The sequence below is a fragment of the Pseudomonas sp. NPDC088890 genome, assembly GCF_044900155.1.
Taxonomy (GTDB): Bacteria; Pseudomonadota; Gammaproteobacteria; order Pseudomonadales; family Pseudomonadaceae; genus Aquipseudomonas; species Aquipseudomonas urmiensis.
In genome coordinates this window covers 273,376-296,496 of record NZ_JBJDNG010000002.1, presented here as the reverse complement: position 1 = coordinate 296,496, position 23,121 = coordinate 273,376, and the positions used below count along the sequence as shown (strand labels likewise).

The 23,121-nt window shown below is 61.6% G+C and carries 22 protein-coding genes; 10 read left to right on the top strand and 12 right to left on the bottom strand.

Annotated elements, in window-relative coordinates; translation table 11 throughout:
- Window positions 1-47 precede the first annotated feature (47 nt).
- On the top strand, window positions 48-779 hold the full coding sequence (locus ACI2JX_RS06225) for a Crp/Fnr family transcriptional regulator (RefSeq protein WP_264236036.1): 732 nt from the start codon (window positions 48-50) through the stop codon (window positions 777-779).
- Window positions 780-953: 174 nt separating this feature from the next.
- Here the strand turns inward: ACI2JX_RS06225 and ACI2JX_RS06220 are convergent, their stop codons facing one another.
- Complete coding sequence (locus ACI2JX_RS06220) at window positions 954-1,331, bottom strand: glucose starvation-inducible protein B (protein WP_404689651.1); 378 nt, start codon at window positions 1,329-1,331, stop codon at window positions 954-956.
- Between the two features lie 296 nt (window positions 1,332-1,627).
- Between ACI2JX_RS06220 and aroQ the strand changes: the two genes are divergently transcribed.
- A complete protein-coding gene (aroQ, locus tag ACI2JX_RS06215) occupies window positions 1,628-2,077 on the top strand; it encodes a type II 3-dehydroquinate dehydratase (RefSeq protein ID WP_404689650.1) in 450 nt (149 codons plus the stop codon).
- Window positions 2,074-2,922, top strand: coding sequence for a shikimate dehydrogenase (locus ACI2JX_RS06210; RefSeq protein ID WP_264236032.1), 849 nt, complete (start codon window positions 2,074-2,076; stop codon window positions 2,920-2,922). Before aroQ ends, ACI2JX_RS06210 begins: the two co-directional genes overlap by 4 nt.
- 80 nt (window positions 2,923-3,002) lie before the next feature.
- Here the strand turns inward: ACI2JX_RS06210 and ACI2JX_RS06205 are convergent, their stop codons facing one another.
- Complete coding sequence (locus ACI2JX_RS06205) at window positions 3,003-3,518, bottom strand: thioredoxin family protein (RefSeq protein ID WP_404689816.1); 516 nt, start codon at window positions 3,516-3,518, stop codon at window positions 3,003-3,005.
- 10 nt (window positions 3,519-3,528) lie between these two features.
- Window positions 3,529-3,804, bottom strand: a complete 276-nt coding sequence (locus tag ACI2JX_RS06200; RefSeq protein WP_264236030.1) for a DUF2790 domain-containing protein — start codon at window positions 3,802-3,804, stop codon at window positions 3,529-3,531.
- Window positions 3,805-4,023: 219 nt separating this feature from the next.
- On the opposite strand from ACI2JX_RS06200, the gene ACI2JX_RS06195 reads away from it, so the two are divergent.
- The 3 genes from ACI2JX_RS06195 (at window position 4,024) to ACI2JX_RS06185 (ending at window position 6,673) form a co-directional block, all read left to right on the top strand.
- On the top strand, window positions 4,024-4,764 hold the full coding sequence (locus ACI2JX_RS06195; protein WP_404689649.1) for a response regulator: 741 nt from the start codon (window positions 4,024-4,026) through the stop codon (window positions 4,762-4,764).
- Window positions 4,761-6,047, top strand: a complete 1,287-nt coding sequence (locus ACI2JX_RS06190; protein WP_404689648.1) for a sensor histidine kinase — start codon at window positions 4,761-4,763, stop codon at window positions 6,045-6,047. The genes ACI2JX_RS06195 and ACI2JX_RS06190 overlap by 4 nt, the downstream gene beginning before the upstream one ends.
- 119 nt (window positions 6,048-6,166) lie before the next feature.
- Window positions 6,167-6,673: a DoxX family protein gene (locus tag ACI2JX_RS06185; RefSeq protein ID WP_404689647.1), complete on the top strand. Its 507-nt coding sequence runs from the start codon at window positions 6,167-6,169 to the stop codon at window positions 6,671-6,673.
- Window positions 6,674-6,709: 36 nt separating this feature from the next.
- Here the strand turns inward: ACI2JX_RS06185 and pssA are convergent, their stop codons facing one another.
- The 3 genes from pssA to katG (ACI2JX_RS06170) all read right to left on the bottom strand — a co-directional run bounded on the left by pssA (window position 6,710) and on the right by katG (ACI2JX_RS06170) (window position 13,333).
- A complete protein-coding gene (gene pssA, locus ACI2JX_RS06180) occupies window positions 6,710-8,047 on the bottom strand; it encodes a CDP-diacylglycerol--serine O-phosphatidyltransferase (RefSeq protein ID WP_404689646.1) in 1,338 nt (445 codons plus the stop codon).
- A 354-nt stretch (window positions 8,048-8,401) separates the two neighbouring features.
- Window positions 8,402-10,711 carry a catalase/peroxidase HPI gene (gene katG / locus ACI2JX_RS06175; protein ID WP_404689645.1) on the bottom strand — a complete coding sequence of 770 codons (2,310 nt, stop codon included), beginning with the start codon at window positions 10,709-10,711 and terminating at the stop codon, window positions 8,402-8,404.
- A 369-nt stretch (window positions 10,712-11,080) separates the two neighbouring features.
- On the bottom strand, window positions 11,081-13,333 hold the full coding sequence (gene katG / locus ACI2JX_RS06170; protein WP_404689644.1) for a catalase/peroxidase HPI: 2,253 nt from the start codon (window positions 13,331-13,333) through the stop codon (window positions 11,081-11,083).
- 354 nt (window positions 13,334-13,687) lie between these two features.
- On the opposite strand from katG (ACI2JX_RS06170), the gene ACI2JX_RS06165 reads away from it, so the two are divergent.
- Complete coding sequence (locus ACI2JX_RS06165) at window positions 13,688-14,596, top strand: LysR family transcriptional regulator (protein ID WP_404689643.1); 909 nt, start codon at window positions 13,688-13,690, stop codon at window positions 14,594-14,596.
- A 145-nt stretch (window positions 14,597-14,741) separates the two neighbouring features.
- Here ACI2JX_RS06165 and ACI2JX_RS06160 read toward each other — a convergent pair whose 3' ends face one another.
- A complete protein-coding gene (locus ACI2JX_RS06160) occupies window positions 14,742-15,626 on the bottom strand; it encodes a DMT family transporter (RefSeq protein ID WP_404689642.1) in 885 nt (294 codons plus the stop codon).
- Window positions 15,627-15,870: 244 nt separating this feature from the next.
- Between ACI2JX_RS06160 and ACI2JX_RS06155 the strand changes: the two genes are divergently transcribed.
- Complete coding sequence (locus ACI2JX_RS06155; protein ID WP_404689641.1) at window positions 15,871-16,695, top strand: aldo/keto reductase; 825 nt, start codon at window positions 15,871-15,873, stop codon at window positions 16,693-16,695.
- Between the two features lie 45 nt (window positions 16,696-16,740).
- Here ACI2JX_RS06155 and ACI2JX_RS06150 read toward each other — a convergent pair whose 3' ends face one another.
- The 4 genes from ACI2JX_RS06150 to ACI2JX_RS06135 all read right to left on the bottom strand — a co-directional run bounded on the left by ACI2JX_RS06150 (window position 16,741) and on the right by ACI2JX_RS06135 (window position 20,473).
- Window positions 16,741-18,837: an EAL domain-containing protein gene (locus tag ACI2JX_RS06150; protein WP_404689640.1), complete on the bottom strand. Its 2,097-nt coding sequence runs from the start codon at window positions 18,835-18,837 to the stop codon at window positions 16,741-16,743.
- Between the two features lie 142 nt (window positions 18,838-18,979).
- Window positions 18,980-19,480: a GNAT family N-acetyltransferase gene (locus tag ACI2JX_RS06145; RefSeq protein ID WP_368972759.1), complete on the bottom strand. Its 501-nt coding sequence runs from the start codon at window positions 19,478-19,480 to the stop codon at window positions 18,980-18,982.
- Between the two features lie 306 nt (window positions 19,481-19,786).
- Window positions 19,787-20,191 carry a RidA family protein gene (locus ACI2JX_RS06140; RefSeq protein ID WP_404689639.1) on the bottom strand — a complete coding sequence of 135 codons (405 nt, stop codon included), beginning with the start codon at window positions 20,189-20,191 and terminating at the stop codon, window positions 19,787-19,789.
- A 69-nt stretch (window positions 20,192-20,260) separates the two neighbouring features.
- Complete coding sequence (locus tag ACI2JX_RS06135; protein ID WP_186553567.1) at window positions 20,261-20,473, bottom strand: PLDc N-terminal domain-containing protein; 213 nt, start codon at window positions 20,471-20,473, stop codon at window positions 20,261-20,263.
- A gap of 129 nt (window positions 20,474-20,602) precedes the next feature.
- Here ACI2JX_RS06135 and ACI2JX_RS06130 point away from each other — a divergent pair, with 129 nt between their 5' ends.
- Complete coding sequence (locus ACI2JX_RS06130; protein WP_404689638.1) at window positions 20,603-21,352, top strand: SIR2 family NAD-dependent protein deacylase; 750 nt, start codon at window positions 20,603-20,605, stop codon at window positions 21,350-21,352.
- A 12-nt stretch (window positions 21,353-21,364) separates the two neighbouring features.
- On the opposite strand, the gene ACI2JX_RS06125 is transcribed toward ACI2JX_RS06130, so the two are convergent.
- Window positions 21,365-21,835, bottom strand: a complete 471-nt coding sequence (locus ACI2JX_RS06125; protein ID WP_264236015.1) for an FAD/FMN-containing dehydrogenase — start codon at window positions 21,833-21,835, stop codon at window positions 21,365-21,367.
- A gap of 274 nt (window positions 21,836-22,109) precedes the next feature.
- On the opposite strand from ACI2JX_RS06125, the gene ACI2JX_RS06120 reads away from it, so the two are divergent.
- Complete coding sequence (locus ACI2JX_RS06120; RefSeq protein WP_264236014.1) at window positions 22,110-23,117, top strand: GlxA family transcriptional regulator; 1,008 nt, start codon at window positions 22,110-22,112, stop codon at window positions 23,115-23,117.
- The last annotated feature ends 4 nt before the right edge of the window (window positions 23,118-23,121 follow it).

Here is a 23,121-nt window from a genome sequence, read left to right as displayed (position 1 = left end):
GGCTAATCTTGCTCAACCAACCTTCGCACCTTGAACGGTGGCCGATCATGCTCCCCATGCCGCAGCACAACCACCTGCTGGCTGCTCTGTCCACGCAGACTTTCGAACGCCTGGAGGTTGACCTTGAGCTCGTGACGTTGCCGTTGGGCCAGTCGCTGTACGAGTCGGGCGATGCCCTGCGCCATGTCTACTTTCCCACTGATTCGATCGTTTCATTGTTGTATGTGATGGAAAATGGCGCCTCAGCGGAAATTTCAGTGGTGGGCAACGAAGGCCTGGTGGGTATTGCGGTGTTCATGGGTGGAGAGAGCACACCCAGCCGCGCGATCGTTCAAAGCGCAGGGCACGCCTATCGCTTGCCCGGGCAGCGCCTGAAGGACGAGTTCAACCGTCACGGCGAGCTGCTACTGTTGATGTTGCGCTACACCCAGGCACTGATTACCCAGATGGCGCAGACTGCTGTGTGCAATCGTCATCACACCATCGACCAGCAACTGTGCCGCTGGTTGCTGCTGTCGCTGGATCGCTTGCAGAGTGATCAGGTACGCATGACCCAGGAATTGATCGCCAACATGCTGGGAGTGCGCCGTGAAGGGGTAACCGATGCGGCGGGAAAACTGCAGCGTCTGGGCATCATCGAGTACAGCCGCGGCCATATCAAAGTAGTGGACCGTGCCCGGCTCGAAGCGCTGAGCTGCGAATGCTACGAAGTGGTCAGGAAAGAAACCGAACGCCTACTGCCCTATCTGCCGCAACGCGCTAGAGCAGCCCCACCTTGACGAGCAAGCCCCTTGGCGGGATAGCCCGCACCTGCGTGGCCCTTACCGGATACATGGACTGCATCCGAAATTTACCCCGCAGGAACGAGCTAGCCCGACAAAGAGCCTGTGGCTAATGCGTCTGCGTCGCTCTGCGACCGCGGCGAACAACTGCCCCGGTCGCAGAACTCAAGATCAACGTTCCTGATCTTTGTCCATGTTGCGGTCAGCATTACCTTGCTGGCCAGCATCGCGCTCACGGCCAGCATCGCGCTCACGTTGGGTACCTTGGTTTGGATCATCGGCCATACCGCCCCCCGCCCCTTGGCCCCCCTGACGCCCTGCGTCAGCTGGACGGTCAGCGTCCTTGGACCAGTCGCCACCACTCTGCTTACCGCCCTGCTTGCCCATGTCCGACTGACGTTGAGGATCGTTACCCACTCCCCCTTCGGACATCTGGCCACCTTGACGGCCTGCTTGAGAGGCCTTGTCCTGATCCTTGGCCCAGTCACCTTGATTGCCCTGGGCGCCTTTGCCCATGTCGCCACCTTTATTGCCTTGATTACCAGCCATGATGGTGTACCTCGTTCAGGGACACAGATAAACCTGTGTGTACAGCTGAGACTCGGCGTCGATCCGGGTAGTCCTATTTATCTTGGGGTACGCAGACGAAAGGCCGCAAATGCCGCGGTGCCGGGACTTTTGCGCGCGAGTATCGAGAGCGCAGGTCATCAGGATGTGCCGATGAATCAAACCCGTCGGGGTTCGATAATCGCCCATTTTAAGCGGCAAATCCGTTTTCAAGATTGACGAATTAACTAGATAGTACAAATATCGAAGCATCCAACAACAACAAAGCGATACCCGCCATGACGCCCCGAATCCTCGTGCTCAACGGCCCTAACCTCAATCTGCTCGGCACCCGAGAACCCGACCAGTATGGCCGTGAGACCCTTGCCGACCTTGCCAACGGCTGCGCCGACACTGCTCGCCAGCTGGGCCTGGAAATCGAATTTCGCCAGACCAATTATGAAGGTGAATTGATCGACTGGATCCATGCCGCCCGCGGTCGCTGCAATGGCATTCTGATCAACCCAGGTGCCTGGACCCATACCTCGGTGGCCATTCGTGATGCCTTGGTGGCCTGTGAACTGCCCGTGATCGAAGTGCATTTGTCCAACGTGCACAAGCGCGAACCCTTCCGCCATATCTCGTTCGTCTCCTCGATTGCGGTGGGGGTGATCTGCGGCCTTGGCAGCCAGGGCTATCGCCTGGCCCTGGCACATTTCGCAGAGCTGCTCGGGGAGCGCGCGGCATGAGCCAACAGAGTGTTCTTGCCGGTTTGATCGGCCGTGGTATCCAGGCCTCACGCACGCCAGCGCTGCACGAGCGCGAAGGTGATGCGCAATCATTACGTTACCTGTACCGCTTGATCGATGCAGACCAGCTCGGCCTGGACGATAGCGCCCTGCCCGGTCTGCTCGATGCGGCGCAGCGTACCGGCTTCACCGGGCTGAACATCACTTACCCATTCAAGCAGGCGATTTTGCCACTGCTCGATGAGTTGTCCGACGAAGCGCGCGGTATCGGCGCTGTCAACACCGTGGTGCTCAAAGATGGCAAGCGAGTCGGTCATAACACCGATTGCCTGGGCTTCGCTGAAGGCTTCCGGCGCGGTTTGGCTGACGTGCCACGTGCCCACGTAGTGCAGATGGGGGCTGGCGGCGCTGGGGCTGCTGTGGCGCATGCCTTGTTAGGTGAAGGCGTCGAGCATCTGGTGCTGTTCGAGGTCGATGCAGCGCGGGGCCAGGCGCTGGTAGATAACCTCAATCAGCATTTCGGCGCAGGCCGGGCCCGGCTTGGTACAGATCTGCCTACTGCGCTGGCGATGGCCGATGGGCTGGTCAATACCACACCGGTGGGTATGGCCAAGCTACCGGGTACGCCGCTGCCGGTGGAACTGCTGCATGCGCGGCTGTGGGTAGCGGAGATCATCTACTTCCCACTGGAAACCGCCCTGCTGCGCCACGCGCGAGCGCTGGGTTGCCGTACCCTGGACGGCGGCCACATGGCGGTCTTCCAGGCAGTGAAAGCCTTTGAGCTGTTCAGCGGCCAAGTGGCCAATGCCGACCGGATGCAGGCGCATTTCGCCAGCTTTGCCTGACGCGCCATGTCGCGGGATAGGTCCACGCCCACGGCTTGCCGAGCGTGCGACCGTCCCGCGAATGGCCGGTAACTGAAGCGTCAGTTTTTCTCATCGAGCAACGCCTGTATCACCTTCTCCTGCCCCGCATAGTCGCCTTCGCCGAAATGCGCATGGCGCACCTGACCTTGCCGGTCGACAAAGTAATGCGCCGGCCAGAACTGGTTGCCCCAGGCATTCCACACCTGATAGCTGTTGTCCACCGCGACCGGGTAGCCGATGCCTAATTTGGCGAGCTTCTGGCGCAACGTACCGACATCATGCTCGTAGTCGTACTCAGGTGTGTGCACACCAATCACCACCAAGCCCTGGTCGGCGTAGCGCCTGGCCCAGTCGTTGACATAGGGCAGGCTGCGTTGGCAGTTGATACAGTCCCAGGTCCAGAAGTCGACCAGCACCACCTTGCCCTTGAGCGCTGGTGCATCCAGCGGTGGCGAATTGAGCCATTGACTGGCGCCACTAAGCGATGGCATCGCCCGGTAACTGTCCTTGGCCAGCAGATGACCGGCCAGCCCCAGGCCGGTCAATGCCAGCAGCACGGCACCGGCTTTGAGCAGCACGCCTTGGTTAACTTTCATGGCAACCGCCGCTGGCATAGGTGCGGTACTGCAGGGTTTGCTGCTGGCCGTGAGAGTCGAGGTAGACCATGCGTGTGTTGACTACCCCGCAAGCATTGCTCTGGTCATCCATGACCGACAGGACTTTCTTCACATCGAGCCGGTCACCATAGCGATACTGCATCACGCTGCTATCGTCCATCTGCTGGGTGTTTGCTTGAGCGTTGATAGCCGCGAAACCGAGCAGGGCGACCAAGCTGGCATTAATCAGCGTCTTGAAGTTCATGGCATCTCTCCTACACAAAGTTTGCTGATGGGGATGTTTCCCCTTCAGTCGAGAGCCATTTCACGCCTGCGAGGTATCGCGGATGTGTCGGCCAAGGGCGAGACGTGCATGCACCTGTATCAAGCAGCAAGCCAGATACACTGCAATACAATCCTCGGCAGGCAAGCGCGCCAGCGCCCAGTACACTTGGCTACTTCAAACTAAGGCAGGGCCCGCACGATGGAACACGTCGATCACATCCTGATCGTCGACGACGACCGCGAAATCCGTGAGTTGGTCGGCAATTACCTGAAGAAAAATGGTCTGCGCACCAGCATCGCTGCGGACGGCCGGCAGATGCGCGCCTTTCTCGAAGCCGATGCGGTCGACCTGATCGTGCTCGACATCATGATGCCCGGCGATGACGGCCTGGTACTGTGCCGCGAGTTGCGCGCGGGCAAGCATCGCAACGTGCCAGTACTGATGCTCACCGCCCGCGACGACGAGACCGACCGCATCATCGGCCTGGAAATGGGCGCCGACGACTACCTGACCAAACCGTTCTCCGCCCGAGAGCTACTGGCGCGAATCAATGCCGTGCTGCGCCGCACGCGCATGCTGCCACCGAACCTGACCATCAGCGAAAGCAGCCGCATGTTGCGTTTTGGCCCGTGGCGCCTGGACACCACGGCGCGTCACCTGCTCGATGACCAAGGCACCCTGGTGGCCCTCAGTGGCGCCGAATACCGCCTGTTGCGAGTATTTCTCGACCATCCGCAGCGGGTGCTCAGCCGCGAACAGTTGCTCAACCTGACCCAAGGCCGCGAGGCGGACATCTTCGATCGCTCCATCGACCTGTTGGTCAGCCGCCTGCGCCAGCGGCTGGGCGACGATGCGCGGGAGCCGACCTGCATCAAGACCGTGCGCAGCGAAGGCTACGTGTTCTCGCTAGCGGTGCAATTGCTTGAGTCGCCCTTATGAAGTGGCCGCGTACCCTCGCCTCGCGCCTGGCACTGATCTTTTTCACCGGGCTGGTATTGGCCTACGGACTGTCATTCGGTTTGCAGGCGTACGAGCGCTACATCAGCAGCCGTTCGATGATGCTCAGCAACCTTGAGCTGGACGTCGCCACCTCGGTCGCCATCCTCGACCGCCTCCCGGCTGCCGAGCGCCCGGCCTGGCTACCGCGACTGGAGCGGCGCACCTACCGCTATAGGCTCGACTCTGGCCAAACCGGATCGGCAATGCCCAGCGAAGACCCGCCGATGGCGGCCGAGTCGATCGTCAAGGCCATCGGCAAGGACTACCGCCTGACGTTTCTGGAAATCCCCGGCCCGCTCACGCACTTCCAGGTGCATCTGCGCCTGGCTGACGGCGCGCCGCTGACCATCGACGTTACCCCTGCCACAGAACCGGTGGCCAGCTGGTTGCCAGTAGTGCTGCTGATCCAGCTGGCAGTATTGCTGCTGTGCACCTGGCTGGCCGTGCGTCTGGCAATTGGCCCGCTGACGCGGCTGTCGCAGGCGGTGGACAATCTCGATCCGAACACGCCCGGGCCGCAGTTGGATGAAAGCGGGCCGCGCGAAGTCAGGTACGCCGCCGCAGCCTTCAATGCCCTGCAAGCGCGCATCGCCGCCTACCTCAAGGAGCGCATGCAGCTGCTGGCGGCGATTTCACATGATTTGCAGACGCCCATCACGCGGATGAAGCTGCGGGTTGAAGTGATGGACGACGGGATCGAGAAAGACAAGCTGTGGAGCGACCTGAGCGCCATGGAGCACCTGGTACGCGAAGGCGTCGCCTACGCCCGCAGCATGGACGTGGGCACCGAAGCGCCGTGCCGGATCGACCTCGATGCCTTTCTCGACAGCGTGGTGTTCGACTATCAGGACAGCGGGGCCAAGGTTGAGCGCCTGGGCAGCACCGAGACGACCTTGCAAACCCGCCCGCACGCCCTGCGCCGAGTCCTGGTCAATCTGCTGGACAACGCCCTGAAATTTGCCGGCGCCGCTCAGTTGGAGGTCACTCAACACGCCAATGCCACGGTGATTCGGGTACTCGATGAGGGCCCAGGCATTCCTGCCGAGGAGCTCAATGAAGTGCTCAAACCCTTCTACCGGGTAGAAGGCTCGCGCAATCGTGGCACCGGCGGCACGGGTTTGGGCTTGGCCATTGCACAGCAACTGGTACAGGCCATGGGTGGTACATTGACGTTGAGTAACCGCGAAAATGGCGGGCTCTGCGCCCAGATCGAATTGCGTTGATCGTGGCTTACAAGCGCATACCTACACTGCGATACAGAACTGCAGCGCCTTGACACACTGCAGATACCCCGCCCGTGCAAACTCCGAGTCAGTCCTCTTGCTGACCGGAGCCACCACCAATGACCAGCCTGACCCGTGCCCTGCCCGCGCTCAACCGCTTCGGCGACTGGAGCGCAGATCTGCCTCTGCGACTATTCCTGGCCTGGGAGTTTTTTGAATCAGGCCTGGAGAAATTCAATGGCAGTAATTGGTTTGGCGATATCCAATCCAACTTTCCCCTGCCTTTCAACCTGCTACCCGCCAGTCTGAACTGGCAGTTGTCGATGTGGGCGGAGCTGATCTGCCCACTGTTGCTGCTGCTCGGGCTAGGTACCCGTTTCGCTTCGCTGGTATTGATCGGCGTGACAATGGTAGCCACGGCCGCAGTGCATTGGCCGGCAGAATGGTCGGGGCTGGCGGAACTGGCCCGCGGCTATGCGATCACTGACCAGGGCTATGGCAACTTCAAGCTTCCGCTTATCTATCTGGTCGCCTTGCTGCCGCTGGCACTCAAGGGCGCGGGCTGGCTGAGCCTGGACCATTGGCTGTGGCATAAGCTCGGTTACTGCCCGCGCAACGCTCGGTAAACATCGCGGCCCCTGCTACAGGGGCCGTCGACGTGTCTACAGCACGCGTTTGATCAACGGCTCCAGACGGCTCAAGCGCAGCCTCTTGAGGAACTTGCGCACCTGTTGCGGATGCTCGCCAGGCTCGCCCAACTCGCTGGCCGAACGCAGGACAGGCGCATGCTGCCTGATCCCTTGCAGTTCAGCCTCGCGAGGTATCAGCCACTGCCCGTGTGGGTCGTCGATCAACAAACCGTTTTCAAGGTCCAGGTTAAATCCGCGTGGGTTGAGGTTGTTACCCGTGAGCAGGCTATAACGCTGGTCGATCCACAAGCCTTTGGCGTGAAAGGTATGCCCCGGATCATTCCAGATGCGCAACACCAACTGGCCGCTGTCGATGGCCGCCTGACGACGCCGGGCGAAGGCCCGCAGGTTGTCCTCGTAGAGGTAGGGCAACACCCCGCTAGCACTGAACGGCTTACCCGGCTCGACGTAGAAATCATTGGCGGTGCGATGACCGACAATGATCTCGACGCCAATGCCGCGGGCCAAGGCCCAGTCGATTTCGCTCATCACCACGCGGGGTGGATTGAAGTACGGGGTACTGATGATGATCTGTGCGCGCGCCGCCGCCAGCAGCGAGCAGATGGCCTGGTTGAGCGGGTTGCCGCGGCCGATGCCCAACAGTGGAATGACCCGCAGGCCATCGATAGCAGGGCTGTCTGGCAATGGGTAGGCCATGCGCCGCAAGCGTGTGCGCAAGCGGCGGATGTCCCCGCGCAAACTACGGGTCGATGGCGCCGCTGGCAGGTCCAGGCGGGGCGTGGCGGTACTGGCCAGCACATCGCCCACCAGTTCGACCATGGCATCGGCCAACGCCGGACAGTCGAACAGGTGATAGCGGTCAAGGCGATAACGCTCGAAACGGTGCAGGTAGACGTTATTCAGGCTGGCGCCGGTGTAGATCACGCAATCATCGATGATGCTGCCCTTAAGGTGCAGCACACCGAACAGCTCGCGGGTTTGCACTGGCACGCCATGAATGATCACATCCAAGCCATGGTGCTCGCGCTGCGCTTGATACCAGGCAGCATTACCCGGCTGGCGGCCCGCCCCTAGCAGGCCGCGACGTGCCCGGAACCAGTCGACGACGATGACGATGTGCAGCGACGGCCGCGCCGCCTTGGCCTGGTACAGCGCATCCAGAATCTCCTGGCCGGCCTCATCTTCCTGCAAGTACAGGGCGACGATGACGATACGCCGGGTCGCATTGGCAATACGTTCGAGCAAGCAGGAGCGGTAGGTGGCGGCATCAGGCACCACCTCGATGGCTTGCGGTGCCAGGGCAAAGCCTTTGTGCGGTACTGCCACGGATCTGCGGATCAAGCGGTTCACCTCAAGTCTGGAGTGATGGGCACGGCTCACCCGTGCACGGGTGCAGGGTGTACTAACAGGCCCGGCCACGCCCCATCATAGCAACAATGCCAGCAGGCTCGACTTTCTCCCTGCCTTGAGAACCGACAATGCCTTGGCTTTTACAGGAAGATCGTACAGCTATTGAACGGCGGCAAGCGTCTCTGCATTGAAGCGTGTGGTGCCTGAGCCGGCCTCTTCGCGGGCAAGCCCGCTCCTACAGGTGCCGTGCCGCGCACACATTTTGTGAGGACTCAAACACTGTGGGAACGGGCTTGCCCGCGAAGAGGCCGGTTCAGGCACCACACCTTGGCAGCGGATTGGCCCTGGACCAGGTTATGGTCTGGGCGGTAGGTCAAACCGGTCCAGCTCCATTACCTTGACCCACGCTGCGACGAAGTCACGGACGAACTTCTCCTGCCCATCATTGCTGGCATACACCTCGCTGACCGCACGCAGCTCTGGATGGGAGCCAAACACCAGGTCGACACGCGTGGCGGTCCAGCGCACTGGCGCATTCGGTTGGCCCCGTGGGCGGCCTTCGAACAGTACGCTGGTGTCGGTGATCGGCCGCCACTCTGTGCCCATGTCCAGCAGGTTGGTGAAGAAGTCGTTGGTGAGACTTCCCAGCCGCTCTGGGGTAGTAAATACGCCGTGCGAACTTTCGTCGGTATTAACCCCTAACACACGCAGACCACCTATAAGCACGGTCATCTCTGGAGCAGTAAGGGTTAGCAACTGCGCCTTGTCGAGCAACAGTCGCTCGGCGATGGCGCTGCACGCCTCACTGCTGGAATAGTTGCGAAAACCATCGGCCACAGGCTCCAGGACAGCGAATGACTCAGGCTCGGTCTGCGCCTGAGTGGCATCTCGGCGTCCTTGATTGAAGGGCACCGACACCTGGACTCCCGCTGCCGAGGCGGCCTGTTCTACCCCCACATTGCCACCGAGCACAATCAAATCCGCCAAGGTAATCGTATTGTTTTGTGCGCCAGCAAAACGGGTGCGCAGGCGCTGCAACCTTTGAAGGGTCAAGCGCAGCAACGTAGGCTCATTGACTGCCCAAGAACGCTGCGGATTGAGGCTCAGACGAGCGCCGTTGGCCCCGCCACGTTTGTCCGAGTCGCGATACGTTGAAGCAGCAGCCCAGGCAGTGAAGACGAGCTCTCGTGGCAGCCAGTCCTCCGCTAATTCGCGCTTGAGCCAATCAATGTTCGCTGGGGTCAACTGAGGCGGGGCGGCGACCGGCAGCGGGTCTTGCCAGATGACCGCAGCAGGATGCCGTAGCTCTGTTGCAGGAATGATGTAACGGCTGCGTGGCCCCAGATCGCGGTGAATCAGCTTGTACCAGGCATTCTCAAAAGCGTTGAGCAGTTGATCGTCACCTTGCGCAGCTGCAGCATGCCAACGTCTGGCAATCGGCCCGTAGATGGGGTCGTCGCGCAGGGCGAGGTCGGTAGTCAGCATCCCTGGCGGGGGCGTACTGCCTCCCGGCTGAGCAGAGGGAACGCGCAAGTTGGATGTGGTTGGGCGCCATTGATGGGCGCCAGCAGGGCTACGATGCAACTCCCATTTGAGCTCGAGCAAATTGGTTAAAAAAAAGCGACTCCATTTTGTCGGCGTTGTGGTCCAGGTCACCTCCAAGCCACTGGTGATCGTATCGTTCCCATGGCCTTGCCCGAAACTGTTGCGCCAACCTAAGCCTTGCTGCTCGAGCCCTGCCGCGTTTGGTTCGGCGCCTACATATGGACCCGGCGCGGCTGCCCCGTGAGTTTTGCCGAAGGTATGTCCGCCAGCGATGAGAGCCAAGGTTTCCTCATCGTTCATGCCCATACGACGGAACGTTTCACGGATGTCCAACGCCGCCTGGTGGGTACTGGGAACGCCTCTTGGGCCTTGCGGGTTCACATAGATCAGCCCACTCATCAAGGCGCCCAATGGGTGGGATAGGTCAGTGGCGTCGTAGCTATCAGGGACTCGATCGCGGTCACTTAACTGCTCATTCTCCGAACCCCAGTTGGTCACCTCATCCGCTTCCCACACATCAACCCGCCCGCCGGCAAAACCTAAGGTTGGAACGCCCATGGACTCAAGTGCGACGTTGCCCGCGAGGATGATCAAGTCGGCCCAGGAGATGCCTCTGCCATACTTCTGTTTGATAGGCCATAACAAACGCCGCGCCTTATCCAAGTTGCCGTTGTCGGGCCAACTGTTGAGCGGCGCGAACCGTTGCTGGCCAGTATTTGCTCCCCCACGCCCATCACCGATGCGATAGGTACCAGCGCTGTGCCAGGCCATGCGAATGAAAAACGGCCCATAGTGGCCAAAGTCTGCTGGCCACCAGGGCTGGGAAGTGGTCATCAAGGAGGTCAGATCAGTTTTCAACGCGGCAAAATCGAGCGCCCTGAATGCGGCGGCGTAATCGAAGTCCGCGTCCATTGGGTCGGACAAGCAAGAGTTTTTGTGGAGGATACTTACGTCAAGTTGGTTGGGCCACCAGTCACGGTTGGATCTACCAAACCCTGCAACGTTCTGGTACGGACACGGCGATTGATCGGAACGTGCTGCGCGGTCCTGCTGCACGCTTTGCACAGTAACGGAATCACTTGCGGCATAGTGGAATGGGCATTGCGAGTCATTCGCCATCTGCGGTTACCTTCACATTATTGCTATTCAGGTTCCGATCTACGTCAGATTGTTTGCGTCGATCAGCAAACGCCTACCCTTCGAACGCTGATCGAATGGGTGTGCACCGGAGTCAAAGGAAGGCAGCGTGGGGGGCTGAACGTGCAGTACGTTCAGCGAAGGGGCAATCCATGCAGACATAGTGAAACTCCGATAGCAGGCACCTGCACGGTACTGGCCCGTTTTGCATGCCTCAACTAGCAGAATTACCAGGTCCAACGGCCATTGCAGCCGCTCATCACAGATAGTTGCGATGCAGCTGGATCAAAAAAAACGGGGCACCCCCCCTTTCAAAAAAGGAACGGGCGTGCCCCGCCATCAACCCTAGGCTTATTTCAGGTCGAACCGATCCAACTCCATCACCTTGACCCACGCCGCGACGAAGTCTTTGACGAACTTAGCCTCGGCGCCGGTGCTGGCATACACCTCACTCAGCGCACGCAACTGGGCATGCGAGCCAAACACCAGGTCCACCCGGCTGCCGGTCCACTTGCTCTGCCCGGTCTTGCGATCCTTGCCTTCGAAGGTTTGGTTATCGTCCGTGGTCGGCTTCCACTCCACGCTCATGTCCAGCAGGTTGCGGAAGAAGTCGTTGGTCAGCTGCCCGGGCTTGTCGGTGAACACGCCGTGCTTGCTGCCAGCGTGGTTGGCGCCCAACACGCGCAGGCCGCCGATCAGCACAGTGAGTTCTGGTGCGGTCAGGGTGAGCAATTGCGCTTTGTCCAGCAGCAGCCGCTCAGCCTTGACGCTGTAGGCGCCCTTGGAGAAATTGCGGAAACCATCGGCGAGCGGCTCCAGTACTCCAAACGACTCGACATCGGTCTGCTCCTGCGAAGCATCGACGCGACCTGGATGGAACGGCACGCTGACCGTGTGCCCGGCATCCTTGGCGGCCTTCTCCACCGCCGCAGTACCGGCCAGAACGATCAGGTCGGCCAGCGACACCTGCTTGCCGCCCGCACTGAACTCACTGCGAATTTTCTCCAAGGTCGCCAGTACCTTGTCCAGCTGTTCGGGCTGGTTGGCCGCCCAGAATTTCTGCGGTGCCAGACGCAACCGGGCGCCATTGGCACCGCCGCGTTTATCCGAGCCACGGAAGGTCGAAGCCGACGCCCACGCAGTAGCTACCAGCTCGCCGACGCTCAGGCCGCTAGCGAGCACCTTGGTTTTCAAATCAGCGATGTCTTGCTCGCCAATCACCGCGGCCGGCGCTGGCGGCAGTGGATCTTGCCACAGCAGCTCTTCCTGGGGCATTTCCGGCCCCAGGTAGCGCGCCAGTGGGCCCATGTCGCGGTGGATCAGCTTGTACCAGGCACGGGCAAAGGCGTCTGCCAGCTGATCAGGGTTGTCCTTGAATCGCCGAGCGATGGGCTCGTAGATTGGATCGAAGCGCAGCGCCAAGTCCGAGGTGAGCATCGACGGTGCATGGCGCTTGCTCGGATCATGGGCATCGGGAATCTGCCCTGCCCCATCACCGTTTTTCGGCCGCCACTGGTTGGCACCCGCCGGGCTCTTGGTCAGCTCCCAGTCGAAGCGGAACAAGTTCTCCAGGTATTCGTTGCTCCACTTGGTCGGGGTCGAGGTCCAGGTTACCTCCAGGCCGCTGGTGATGGTGTCGCCACCCTTGCCGGTGCCGAACGTGTTATGCCAGCCAAACCCTTGCTGCTCCAGGGGGGCAGCTTCAGGTTCCGGACCGACATTATCGGCAGGGCCAGCGCCGTGAGTCTTGCCAAAGGCGTGGCCGCCAGCGATCAGGGCGACGGTTTCTTCGTCGTTCATCGCCATGCGGCCGAAGGTTTCACGGATATCCTTGCCCGAGGCGATAGGGTCGGGATTGCCTTCCGGACCTTCCGGGTTCACATAGATCAGGCCCATCTGCACGGCGGCCAGCGGGTTTTCCAGGTTGCGCTCGCCCTGCAAGGTGCGGCTCTGTTCTTCCCCATGCTTGGCAGGCTCGGCCACCAGATCCCCCTGGCCGGGCGCCTGGGCCTTGCCGTAGCGGGTGTCGCCGCCCAGCCAGACTTTCTCCGAGCCCCAATAGACATCTTGATCCGGTTCCCATACATCGGCGCGGCCACCGGAAAAGCCAAAGGTCTTGAAGCCCATCGACTCAAGCGCGACGTTGCCGGTGAGCACGATCAGATCTGCCCAGGATATCTTTTCGCCATATTTCTGTTTGATTGGCCACAGTAAACGCCGCGCCTTATCCAGGCTGACGTTGTCTGGCCAACTATTGAGTGGGGCATAGCGTTGTTGGCCGGAACCTGCGCCACCGCGGCCATCACCGATGCGGTAGGTGCCGGCACTGTGCCAGGCCATGCGGATGAACAGCGGTCCGTAGTGGCCGAAGTCGGCCGGCCACCAGTCCTGAGAATCGGTCATCAAGGCAGTCAGGTCTTGTTTCAGGGCTTGGAAATCCAGGCTCTTGAACGCCTTGGCATAGTCGAAATCCGGGTCCATCGGATCGGACTTGCTCGAATGCTGGTGAAGAATGTTCAAGTTGAGCTGGTCAGGCCACCAGTCACGGTTACTGGTGCCGCCACCTGCGGTTTGATGGAACGGGCATTTCGATTCGTTCGACATCTGCGGTTACCTTTGGGTCGGGTTCTATCCAGATTTCCGGTCTATGCCAGGTTTGATCAGCCGAGCACGAAGGCTCATGCCTACCCCTCATCAGGTGGGTCGGTCTTTGCCGATACGGGCGTGCGAGCGTGTCATCACGTGCAGCGCAGGGTCTTGCACCCAGGTGCTGCCCCGCCGCCCGCGCAGGCTTTTCACAGGGCCAGGGACAAGACTAGTCGAGCCTCGCCAGACTTCTAATAGAGTCCGTATTGGCTGCCAATAGCCTGACTCTGTCAGCGCACATCGATACAAGCAGCAAGGCCGCGGACATGCTTGAATATGACGCCACGCCCACTGCCCGAGAGCCCTTGCCTCATGAACCGCAATGACCTGCGCCGCGTCGACATGAACTTGCTGGTCGTGTTCGAAGCCTTGATGCTCGAACGCAACCTGACCCGCGTCGCAGAAAAGCTGTTCATCTCCCAGCCTACCGTGAGCGCCGCTCTGGCCCGCCTGCGCGATCTGTTCGATGACCCATTGCTAATCCGCAATGGTCGTGCGATGGAGCCCACGGCACGGGCGCTACAGATCTTTGCCGAACTGACGCCGGCAATGGATGTGATTTCAGCTGCCATCAGCCGAGCCAAGGCGTTCGAGCCTGCCACCAGCTGCAATGTGTTTCGCCTCGGCTTGTCGGACGATGCCGAGTTTGGCCTGTTCCCCGATCTGCTCCAGGCCCTGCGCGAACAAGCGCCACAGATTAGCGTGGTGGTGCGCCGGGCCAACTTCCTGTTGATGCCTGGGCTGCTCGCCTCCGGGGAAATCTCGGTCGGCGTCAGCTACACCACCGACCTGCCGGCCAACGCCAAGCGCCGCAAGCTACGCGACATCGGTGTGCGAGTACTGCGCGCCGATGCCCGCCCAGGGCCGTTGAGCCTCGACGAATACTGCGCCAGACCACACGTGATGGTGTCGTTCTCAGGTGACATGAGCGGCAATATCGACATGGACCTGGCACGCATTGGCCGCTGCCGCAAAGTGGTGCTGGCCGTGCCGCAGTTCGGTAGCCTGCGCGCCCTGCTGCGCAATACCGAATTAATTGCCACAGTGCCGGACTATGCTGCCCGCGCCCTGGCGGACGACGGCAGCCTGCGCGCCGACCCGGCACCTTTTGCAATCAGCGAGGCCGAGCTGTCGATGGCCTGGAGCAGCGCCCATGACAACGACCCTGCCGAACGCTGGTTGCGCGAGCAGATCCTGCAGTTCATGGCCTCGGGCAACTGAACTGCAAGCCCCTGGAAATCATAATGCTGTTAACTTAAGGCCCTTGTCGCTTGCGTTGGGGCCGCTCTGCGCCCCTTCGCGGCGGTCCGGCGCGAAGGGGCGCAGAGCGGTCCCAAAATCTTAAGAGAACAGCATTACCTTGAGATCAGGCCTTTTTACCGCGCTGCATCCAGGCCGCGCCCAGCCCGCTCAGGCAGATGATGGCGATGCCCACCAGGCTGGTGGTGTCTGGCGCCTGGCCGAAAATCAGCAGGCCCAACAGGCCGGCGAAGACGATCTGGCAGTAACTGAACGGCGCCAGCAATGCCGGCGCGGCAAAGCGAAACGCCTGGGTCAGCAGCAGGTGCGCAGTCATGCCAAAGCCGCCCAGGGCCAGCATCAACAGAGCGTGATGCCATTGCGGCGTCTGCCAGAAGAACGGCACCAGCGCCGTCATCACCAGGGTATTGCACAGGCCTGCGTAGAAGTTGCTGGTGGTCGGGCTGTCGTACACCGCCAGTTTACGCGTCAGTACCTGATAGAAGCAGAAGCCCAACGCCGAACCGAACGGGAACAGGATCGCCGGGGTGAACATCGCCCCGCCCGGATGCACCACCACCAGCACACCCACGAAACCCATCACCACCGCCAACCACTGGCCGAGCGTGACCCGTTCCTTGAGCAGCGGCACCGACAAGGCAGTCACCAGCACCGGCGCGAGGAAGTTGACTGCCGTTGCCTCAGCCAACGGTAGGTATTGCAGGCCGGCAGTGAACAGCAGGCTGGTGCTCAGCAGGCTCAGGGCGCGCAGGGTCTGTAGCAACGGGCGATGGGTACGCAGTACCGCCATGCCGGCCTTGGGCAGGAAAATCCCGGCCATCAACAAGGTGTGCACCAGGTAGCGTGCCCAGACCACCATGATGATCGGATAAAGACCGCCGAGGAACTTGGACAGGGCATCGTGGCTGGCAAATAGAAGCGTCGCGACGACGACCAGCGCGATCCCTCGTAGAGGCTGATTGACTCCAGACAGCGGTGTACTCGAACTCATGGCGTTCTCGAAGGTGGCGTCGGCGGTTGCCGCGCCTGGGGACCTGCGCAGCCTCACGGCAGCACGCAGGTAATGACGGATTCTAGAAGAGATGAGTCAGGTTGCGATAGCCACGATGCCGTCACAGCCCCTTTGCGGACAATTTGCGTTCGCTGATCGACCACTTTTGCTCGGCCCTGCATGGTCTGCCCGGTTCAGATGCACCACCATGGGCCAGGCCTCTACCACTGAACAAGGAGTTTTCATGCATAGGCTCACCTCCCAGCATGGCCTGGACATGCCCACCATTGGCCTGGGCACTTGGCCGATGACCGGCGCCGAGTGCACGCGCGCCGTGCACCAGGCGCTGGAGCTTGGTTATCGGCACATCGATACCGCGACGGCGTACGACAACGAAGCTGCGGTAGGCCAGGCCCTGCGTGATAGCCGTGTCGCGCGTGAGCAGATCCACCTCACCACCAAGGTCTGGTGGGATCGCCTGACGCCAACGGCGATGCGCCAATCGCTGGAGGACAGCCTGCGCGCCCTGGGCACCGAGCAGGTGGACTTGTTTCATATCCACTGGCCCGGCAAGGACTGGGACCTGGCGCGCAGCATCGACACCCTGGTGGCGCTGCGAGACGAAGGCAAGGCACGCTGCATCGGCGTGGCCAACTTCCCACTGGGCCTGCTGCGCCAAGTGGTCGAAGAGCTGGGCGCACCGCTGTCGGCGATTCAGGTGGAGTACCACGCCCTGCTCGGCCAGCAGCCATTGCTCGACTACGCCCGCCAGCACGGCATGGCGCTGACGGCCTATACCCCGCTCGCCCGTGGCCGGGTCGCCGAACAGCAGGTCATCCGCGACATCGCCGCCAAACACGGCGTACTGCCCAGCCAGGTTGCGTTGAAATGGCTGCTCGACCAGGACGGCGTGGCGGTGATTCCCAAAGCCAGCAGTGAGCACAATCAATTGTCCAACCTGGAGGCGTTGCAGGTGCAGTTGGATGATCAGGACCGGGCGCTGATCGCCGGCTTGCCGAAGGATCAGCGGGTGGTCAACCCAGCGTTTGCTCCAGACTGGAGCAGTTGACCCCAGGGGCCACTGCGATGGGCTGCGCAGCGGCCCTTGCCCACTTCAGCCCAGCAACGCCACGCTTTTCAAGCGCTCGCTGGCAGGCGCTGGCCGACCATACAGGTAGCCCTGGAAATGCGAGCAACCCTCGGCGCGCAAGCGCTCCATCTGCTCAGCTGATTCCACACCTTCAGCCGTGGTCTTGATCATCAGGCTGTTGGACAACTCGGTGATAGCGCGGATGATCGACATCGCCTCGCGGCTGTCGCACATGTCGTGGACGAACGACTTGTCGATCTTGATCCGATCGAATGGGAACGAGCGCAGATAGCCGAGCGACGAGTAGCCGGTGCCAAAGTCGTCCAGGGAAATCGACACGCCCAAGTCTTTCAGCGCCCGCAGGGTGCGCACGTTTTCCTCACTGTTACCCAGCAGCACCGATTCGGTGATCTCCAGCTCCAGGCGCAGCGGCGACAAACCGGAATCGGACAACGCCAGGGCGACGATATGCACCAGGTTGGCATTTTTGAACTGCACCGGTGACAGGTTGACCGAGACCACTTGCTCAGTGCCCCAGGTGGCCGCCTCCTGGCACGCCAGGTTGAGCGCACGGGCGCCGATTTCATGGATCAGCCCGGTCTCTTCGGCGATCGGGATGAAGTCCATCGGCATGATCATGCCGCGGCCGGGGTGCTCCCAACGCAGCAGCGCTTCGTAGCCGGTCACCTCGTGGCTCTGTTGATCCACCACGGGCTGGTAATGCAGTTGCAACTGGCCCAGGTGCAAGGCCGTGCGCAGGTCGGTTTCGACCAGGCGGCGCTGGCGGGCAGCCACGTCCAGTTCAAGGTGGAAGCATTCAAAGCGATTGCGCCCATTGCGCTTGGCTTCGTACAGGGCCATGTCGGCGTAGCCAAGCAGTTGTTCGGCCTGGTCGTGATCGTCCGGGGCGATGGCGATACCGATGCTCACCCCCACCGAAAACTGATGCCCTTCGATCTGGAACGGCGGGCACATGGCTTCGATCAAGCGCCGGGCGGTGTTGCAGGCAGATTCGGCGGTGTCCAGGCCAGCCAGAATCACGGCAAATTCATCGCCGCCCAGTCGGGCCAAGGTGTCATGTTCGCGCAGCTCCCGGCGCAGGCGTTTGCCCAGGGCGCGCAGTAGCTTGTCGCCAAAGGCATGGCCGAGGGAGTCGTTGATGTTCTTGAAGTTGTCCAGGTCCAGGCACAGCGCGGCAGTCAACTTACCGGTGTCTTCGCCGCGTAGCAGCGCCTGCTTGAGCCGCTCGTTGAACAGGGTGCGGTTGGGCAGGCCGGTCAGGGCGTCATGATGAGCCATGTGGTGGATCTGCGCATGCGCGGCCAACTCTTCGGTGGCGTCTTCAGCGACGAACATGACGTAGTCGGCCTGGCCCTCACGCTTTTGGCTGAGCAAGGCGCGGCTACGCAAGGTGCGCGGACCGCGAGCCGTCTCGACCCGTGTTTCGGCAGCATAACCCTTGGTGCTGCGGGCACCGTTGGCCAGCTGCAGTTGCAGATACTCGGCAGCGCCGGGCAGCAGGCATTCGCCCGGCAGGCGGCCAATCATGCTCGCGCCCTGGCTGCCGAACAGGCGCTCGGCCTGCTGATTGGCCAGCAGGATGCGCTGACTGTCCAAATCCTGGACGATGACGCTGGCGGGGATGTTGGCAATCACCGAATCAAGAAAGCGCGACAAGTTGGCCATTTCCTGGCTGTACTGTTCAGCCAGGACCTTGGCCTCAAGCAGCTCCAACTCGTAGCGGTGGCGCTCGGAAATGTCGCGGGTGACCTTGGCAAAGCCTAGCAGTTGGCCTTGTTCATCACGCACCGCATCGATTACCACATGGGCACGAAACGCACTGCCATCCTTGCACACCCGCCAGCCCTGCTCTTCGAAACGGCCAGTGCGTCGCGCTTGTTCCAGGTTCTGTTCAGGCAACCCGGCTGCGCGGTCTTCATCTCCATAGAACAGGGAATAGTGCTTGCCCACGACCTCATCGGCGCTGTAGCCCTTGGCCCGCTGCGCCCCCGGGTTCCAATTGGCGACCACGCCATCGGGGGTGAGCATGTAGATGGCATAGTCCACTACGCTCTGGATCAACAGCCGGTACATGATGTCGGAACTGGCAACTGGCGACATGGGGTTTCCCTGAACCTGCGACACGCACGAATGAATCCCCGGCCAGAGCGGCCGGGCCTTGAATAAGACGTGCTGGCATTATGCCGTGCAACCAACCATTTTGTGAACTGCGTCACATTTTTGGCAGGCGCTGTGGCAGGTATCAGTGGGGTTGCATGGGTACCCAGTAATTGATCAGGTCGGTATCGTCATCCAAGCTTATGTACTGGACCGGGCGTGGCAGGTCTGCCAGCACCGCGCTGCAAAATGCCATAGCCAGGTGATCTTGGCGATAGCAACGCAGCAACCAGTTGTGGGGGTGATTGCCAAGGATTTGCTGGGCGACTGCGCGACCTAGTCCTTGGCGGCGGTACTTTTTCAGGACGAACAGGTCCGCCAGCTCCAAGGCGTCGATATCAGGCAGCTCGCTACGCTCGACCAGCACGAAGCCGGCAATGTACCCGTCCACCAGCACCAGGCTGGCGCTCCAGCCGGGGGACTGCCAATAGCGGTCCATGTGTTCATGGTGAATGTAGAAGCGGCCGTCGACTTCCACGTCTTCCTGCTCCCAGTCAGAAGACTCGTAGGCATAGAACTGGTAGAGGTTGCGGATCAGGTCGGCGTGCTCGGGGCCGGTCTGGAGCAGTTCGATGGGGGCTGGCATGGCGGATCTGCGAGGTAAAGAGGCAATTGTATCTGCGCCTGGATCAGGTGTCGCTCGGGCCAACGTCATCGCGGGGCAAGCCCGCTCCCACGCAGTATTTCACCGTGGGCGCGCCCCGTGATGGCAGTGAAGGACCGCGTGGGAGCGGGCTCGCCCGGCGACGACATTGAAGGACCACGTGGGAGCGGGCTTGCCCGGCGACGACATTGAAGGACCCCGTGGGAGCGGGCTTGCCCGGCGACGACATTGAAGGACCCCGTGGGAGCGGGCTTGCCCCGCGATGACCTCAGTATTGGCACCCCGCGATCAAACCGCAGCCACCGCGTCGATTTCCACCAACATCCCATCCAGTGCCAAGCGCGGCACCGGAATCAACGTGCAAGTGGGCTTCATCTGCGTACCCCAGGCCCGATCAGCCTCGGCCACCCACTGGCGCAGGCGCTGCTGATCATGCTCGACAATCAACAACGTCAGCTTGCACACCTGCCCAAGTCCAGCCCCCTTGGACGCCAGCGCCAGGCGCAAATTGGCCAGCGCCTGGCGTGCCTGCTCAGCGAACAGCGGCGAGAGATTGCCCTGGGCATCCTCCCCACCTTGCCCGGCAATGAACAACAAACGGCTACCGGCCTGAACTTCAGCGACATGCGAATAGGCATTGGCACTGGGGTCATACAGCCCTTCGGGATTGGACAGTTGCAAAGCACTGGTCATAAGGTCGCTCCATCGAAGAAAAGAGCGACCGAGTATCAGACCTCAAGTAAAGTCGAGGTCAAGCCCATTCTATTTTTCCTCCAGTACTGCCCTGCCCTTGACCGCCCGCGGCCCGCGCCAGGCCCAGAACAGCAAACCGGGAATCGGTGCATAAACGACGAAGACGATCCACAACATCTTGCGTTCGGCGCGCCGCTCGCTGCCGATGATGTGCCAAATGGCCCAGATCTCCATCAGGATCACAAAGGCGGCGACGATGATCCAGAGCGTTCCGATTTCCATGAGCGTTCTCCTGTGAACATGTACTGGATTGGGTAGCAGCCAGCGCCAAGGGTTCATTCGGATGTTGTCCAGCACGCCGCACGCTGGCAGAGTGGACAGCCGCTCTGCCCTGCACCTTGGAGACTTCGCATGCGTTTCAACCCTCGCCTGCTCGCCAGCGCCCGGCATATCGTGGTGTTCACCGGCGCCGGGGTATCTGCCGAAAGCGGCATCGCCACTTTCCGCGACAAGCTCACCGGCCTATGGGAGCGTTTCGATCCGGCCGAGTTGGCCAGTGCTGAAGGCTTTCGCCGTGATCCAGCGCTGATCTGGGGTTGGTACGAGATGCGCCGGGCCGGCATAGCCGAGGCCCAGCCCAACCCCGCGCACCTGGCGATCGCCGAGCTGGCTCAGCGAGTGCCGAAGCTGACCTTGGTCACGCAGAATGTCGATGACTTGCATGAGCGCGCTGGCAGCACGGATGTCCTGCACCTGCACGGGCGGTTGGATGCAGCGCGTTGCTTTGACTGCGCGCGACCAGCGGGCGCGGTACTGGAGCTGCCCGAGGGCGCTGGCGACGGCAAGCGCATCGAGCCGCCGCTGTGCAGCGCCTGTGGCGGCCCGTTGCGCCCAGGGGTGGTGTGGTTTGGCGAGAACTTGCCAGAGCAGACGCTAAGCCGAGCGTTTCTGGCGGCAGCCGATTGCGACCTGTTGCTGTCGATCGGCACCTCAGGCGTGGTGCAACCGGCGGCTATGATCCCCGGCGTGGCGCTTGAGGCCGGGGCCAGGGTGGTGCATATCAATCCACAGGTGACAGGGACTGGCCATGCCAGGGAGTTTGCCCTCGCTGGCAAGGCTGGCCAGCTATTGCCGCAGCTGCTTAGAGAAGCGTTCGGCTAAGTGCAAACGACCTCAAGGTAACTTGGCCTGATCCAGGGCCGCCTTCAGTGCATTGGCGTCTGCGTACTCCTGTTGCGCCACCAGGTGGGCGTTGTCCAGCTGCAACCACAGTATCTGGCCCTCTTTACCTGGATAACGGCTGGCTACCTGGCCATCGCGGTCGAGCAGCACGCGGTAGCTGTAGTCGCGCATGGCCGGGATGGCGAACAGCTTACTGATGATCGCCGGCATACGTTGAATGTCGGCCACGAACACCGCGCCCCGGGCTTCAAGGTAGCCCTGGGGCTGCTCGGCCAGGGCCGCCTTGACCAGCTTGGCAGCGTCCATGTCGCGCGCTACCAGCAAAATGCGCGTGCTGGGGTCAAGGCTATAGGCCTGATCGTGTTGATCGAGCAGCGTCCAGGGGGCGAGCTTGTCGCCGGTCTCCAGGGCCTGGGCCAGGACGGGTAGCAGGGCGAACAGCAGTGCGATGGCGTATTTCATTGCGGGTTCTCGGGTGCTTGGGAGGGGCAGCATAAAACACATACATGGATGTTGGCAGTTGCGGCCTCTTCGCGGGCAAGCCCGCTCCTACAGGGATCGCGTTGCGGTTGAGATTGTGCCCTGTGGGAGCGGGCTTGCCCGCGAAGGGGCCGGCACTGCCAAGCCCAGGACTTGCCTGAACACGACCTCCAATACCACCCTACCCCCGGCACAGTTGTCTTTCCCCCGCCCCCCAAGCACACTCACCCGAGCCAGCCAGCAAGCGGAGTCCGCAGTGCCCACACCACGCCATTTCAGCAAGAAGACCAGCACCAGCAACATGCTGCGGCTCAAGTCCGCCACCGGTGAGGCGCACAAGCCCTATCGGGTCGATTTCGTCTTGCTCGAACACTTCTCCATGGCCAGTTTCACCGTGGCGATGGACGTGCTGGTCACCGCCAACCTGCTGCGCGCCGACAGTTTCAGCTTTACCCCGCTGTCGCTGGATGGCGAGCGGGTGCTCAGTGACCTGGGCCTGGAGCTGATCGCCAGCGACCTCGATCCTGCCGAGCTCAAAGCATTGGATCTACTGGTCATCTGTGGCGGCCTGCGCACCCCACTCAAATATCCAGAACTCGACCGTATGCTCAATGACTGCGCAGCGCACGGCTTGGCCATGGGCGGGCTGTGGAATGGCGCCTGGTTTCTCGGCCGCGCCGGGGTGCTGGCCGACTATGGCTGCAGCATCCACCCCGAACAACGCGCCAGCCTTGCCGAGCGCAGCCCGCAAACACGCATCACCCCGGCAAGCTTCACCTTGGACCGCGACCGCCTCACCGCCGCCAGCCCCAACGGCGCCATGGAGTTGATGCTTGGCCTGGTACGGCGCTTGTACGGTGACGCCTTGGCCGAAGGCGTCGAGGAGATCCTGTCGTTCTCCGGCGCACGTTATCGCCAGGTCGGGCCAGGGGCTAAGAAGTCGATGAGCCTGCACCTGCGGACCATCGTCGAGCTGATGGAAAACAACCTGGAAGAGACCCTGAGCCTGGACCAGCTCGCCGCCTACAGCGGCCGCTCGCGGCGGCAGATCGACCGCCTGTTCCAGGCTCAGCTGGGCACCTCGCCACGGCGCTACTACATGGAGCTGCGCATCACCAAGAGCCGGCGCTTGCTGCAGTACTCCGACCTTTCGGTGATGGAAGTAGCAGTGGCCTGTGGCTTTGTCTCGGTATCGCACTTCAGCAAGTGCTATGCGGCGTACTTCGGCTACCCGCCGTCGCGCGAGCAACGGCTGGGCGAGTGAAGGC

Bases quoted from the DNA above. Each gene is read 5' to 3' on its own strand.
- ACI2JX_RS06210 (WP_264236032.1), top strand. From the start codon at position 2,074: ATGAGCCAACAGAGTGTTCTTGCCGGTTTGATCGGCCGTGGTATCCAG.
- ACI2JX_RS06225 (WP_264236036.1), top strand. From the start codon at position 48: ATGCTCCCCATGCCGCAGCACAACCACCTGCTGGCTGCTCTGTCCACG.
- ACI2JX_RS06145 (WP_368972759.1), bottom strand. From the start codon at position 19,480: ATGCCAGCCCCCATCGAACTGCTCCAGACCGGCCCCGAGCACGCCGAC.
- ACI2JX_RS06130 (WP_404689638.1), top strand. From the start codon at position 20,603: ATGCGTTTCAACCCTCGCCTGCTCGCCAGCGCCCGGCATATCGTGGTG.
- ACI2JX_RS06160 (WP_404689642.1), bottom strand. From the start codon at position 15,626: ATGAGTTCGAGTACACCGCTGTCTGGAGTCAATCAGCCTCTACGAGGG.
- ACI2JX_RS06140 (WP_404689639.1), bottom strand. From the start codon at position 20,191: ATGACCAGTGCTTTGCAACTGTCCAATCCCGAAGGGCTGTATGACCCC.
- aroQ (WP_404689650.1), top strand. From the start codon at position 1,628: ATGACGCCCCGAATCCTCGTGCTCAACGGCCCTAACCTCAATCTGCTC.
- ACI2JX_RS06190 (WP_404689648.1), top strand. From the start codon at position 4,761: ATGAAGTGGCCGCGTACCCTCGCCTCGCGCCTGGCACTGATCTTTTTC.
- ACI2JX_RS06155 (WP_404689641.1), top strand. From the start codon at position 15,871: ATGCATAGGCTCACCTCCCAGCATGGCCTGGACATGCCCACCATTGGC.
- ACI2JX_RS06135 (WP_186553567.1), bottom strand. From the start codon at position 20,473: ATGGAAATCGGAACGCTCTGGATCATCGTCGCCGCCTTTGTGATCCTG.
- ACI2JX_RS06220 (WP_404689651.1), bottom strand. From the start codon at position 1,331: ATGGCTGGTAATCAAGGCAATAAAGGTGGCGACATGGGCAAAGGCGCC.
- ACI2JX_RS06195 (WP_404689649.1), top strand. From the start codon at position 4,024: ATGGAACACGTCGATCACATCCTGATCGTCGACGACGACCGCGAAATC.
- katG (WP_404689644.1), bottom strand. From the start codon at position 13,333: ATGTCGAACGAATCGAAATGCCCGTTCCATCAAACCGCAGGTGGCGGC.
- katG (WP_404689645.1), bottom strand. From the start codon at position 10,711: ATGGCGAATGACTCGCAATGCCCATTCCACTATGCCGCAAGTGATTCC.
- ACI2JX_RS06165 (WP_404689643.1), top strand. From the start codon at position 13,688: ATGAACCGCAATGACCTGCGCCGCGTCGACATGAACTTGCTGGTCGTG.
- ACI2JX_RS06185 (WP_404689647.1), top strand. From the start codon at position 6,167: ATGACCAGCCTGACCCGTGCCCTGCCCGCGCTCAACCGCTTCGGCGAC.
- ACI2JX_RS06125 (WP_264236015.1), bottom strand. From the start codon at position 21,835: ATGAAATACGCCATCGCACTGCTGTTCGCCCTGCTACCCGTCCTGGCC.
- ACI2JX_RS06150 (WP_404689640.1), bottom strand. From the start codon at position 18,837: ATGTCGCCAGTTGCCAGTTCCGACATCATGTACCGGCTGTTGATCCAG.
- ACI2JX_RS06200 (WP_264236030.1), bottom strand. From the start codon at position 3,804: ATGAACTTCAAGACGCTGATTAATGCCAGCTTGGTCGCCCTGCTCGGT.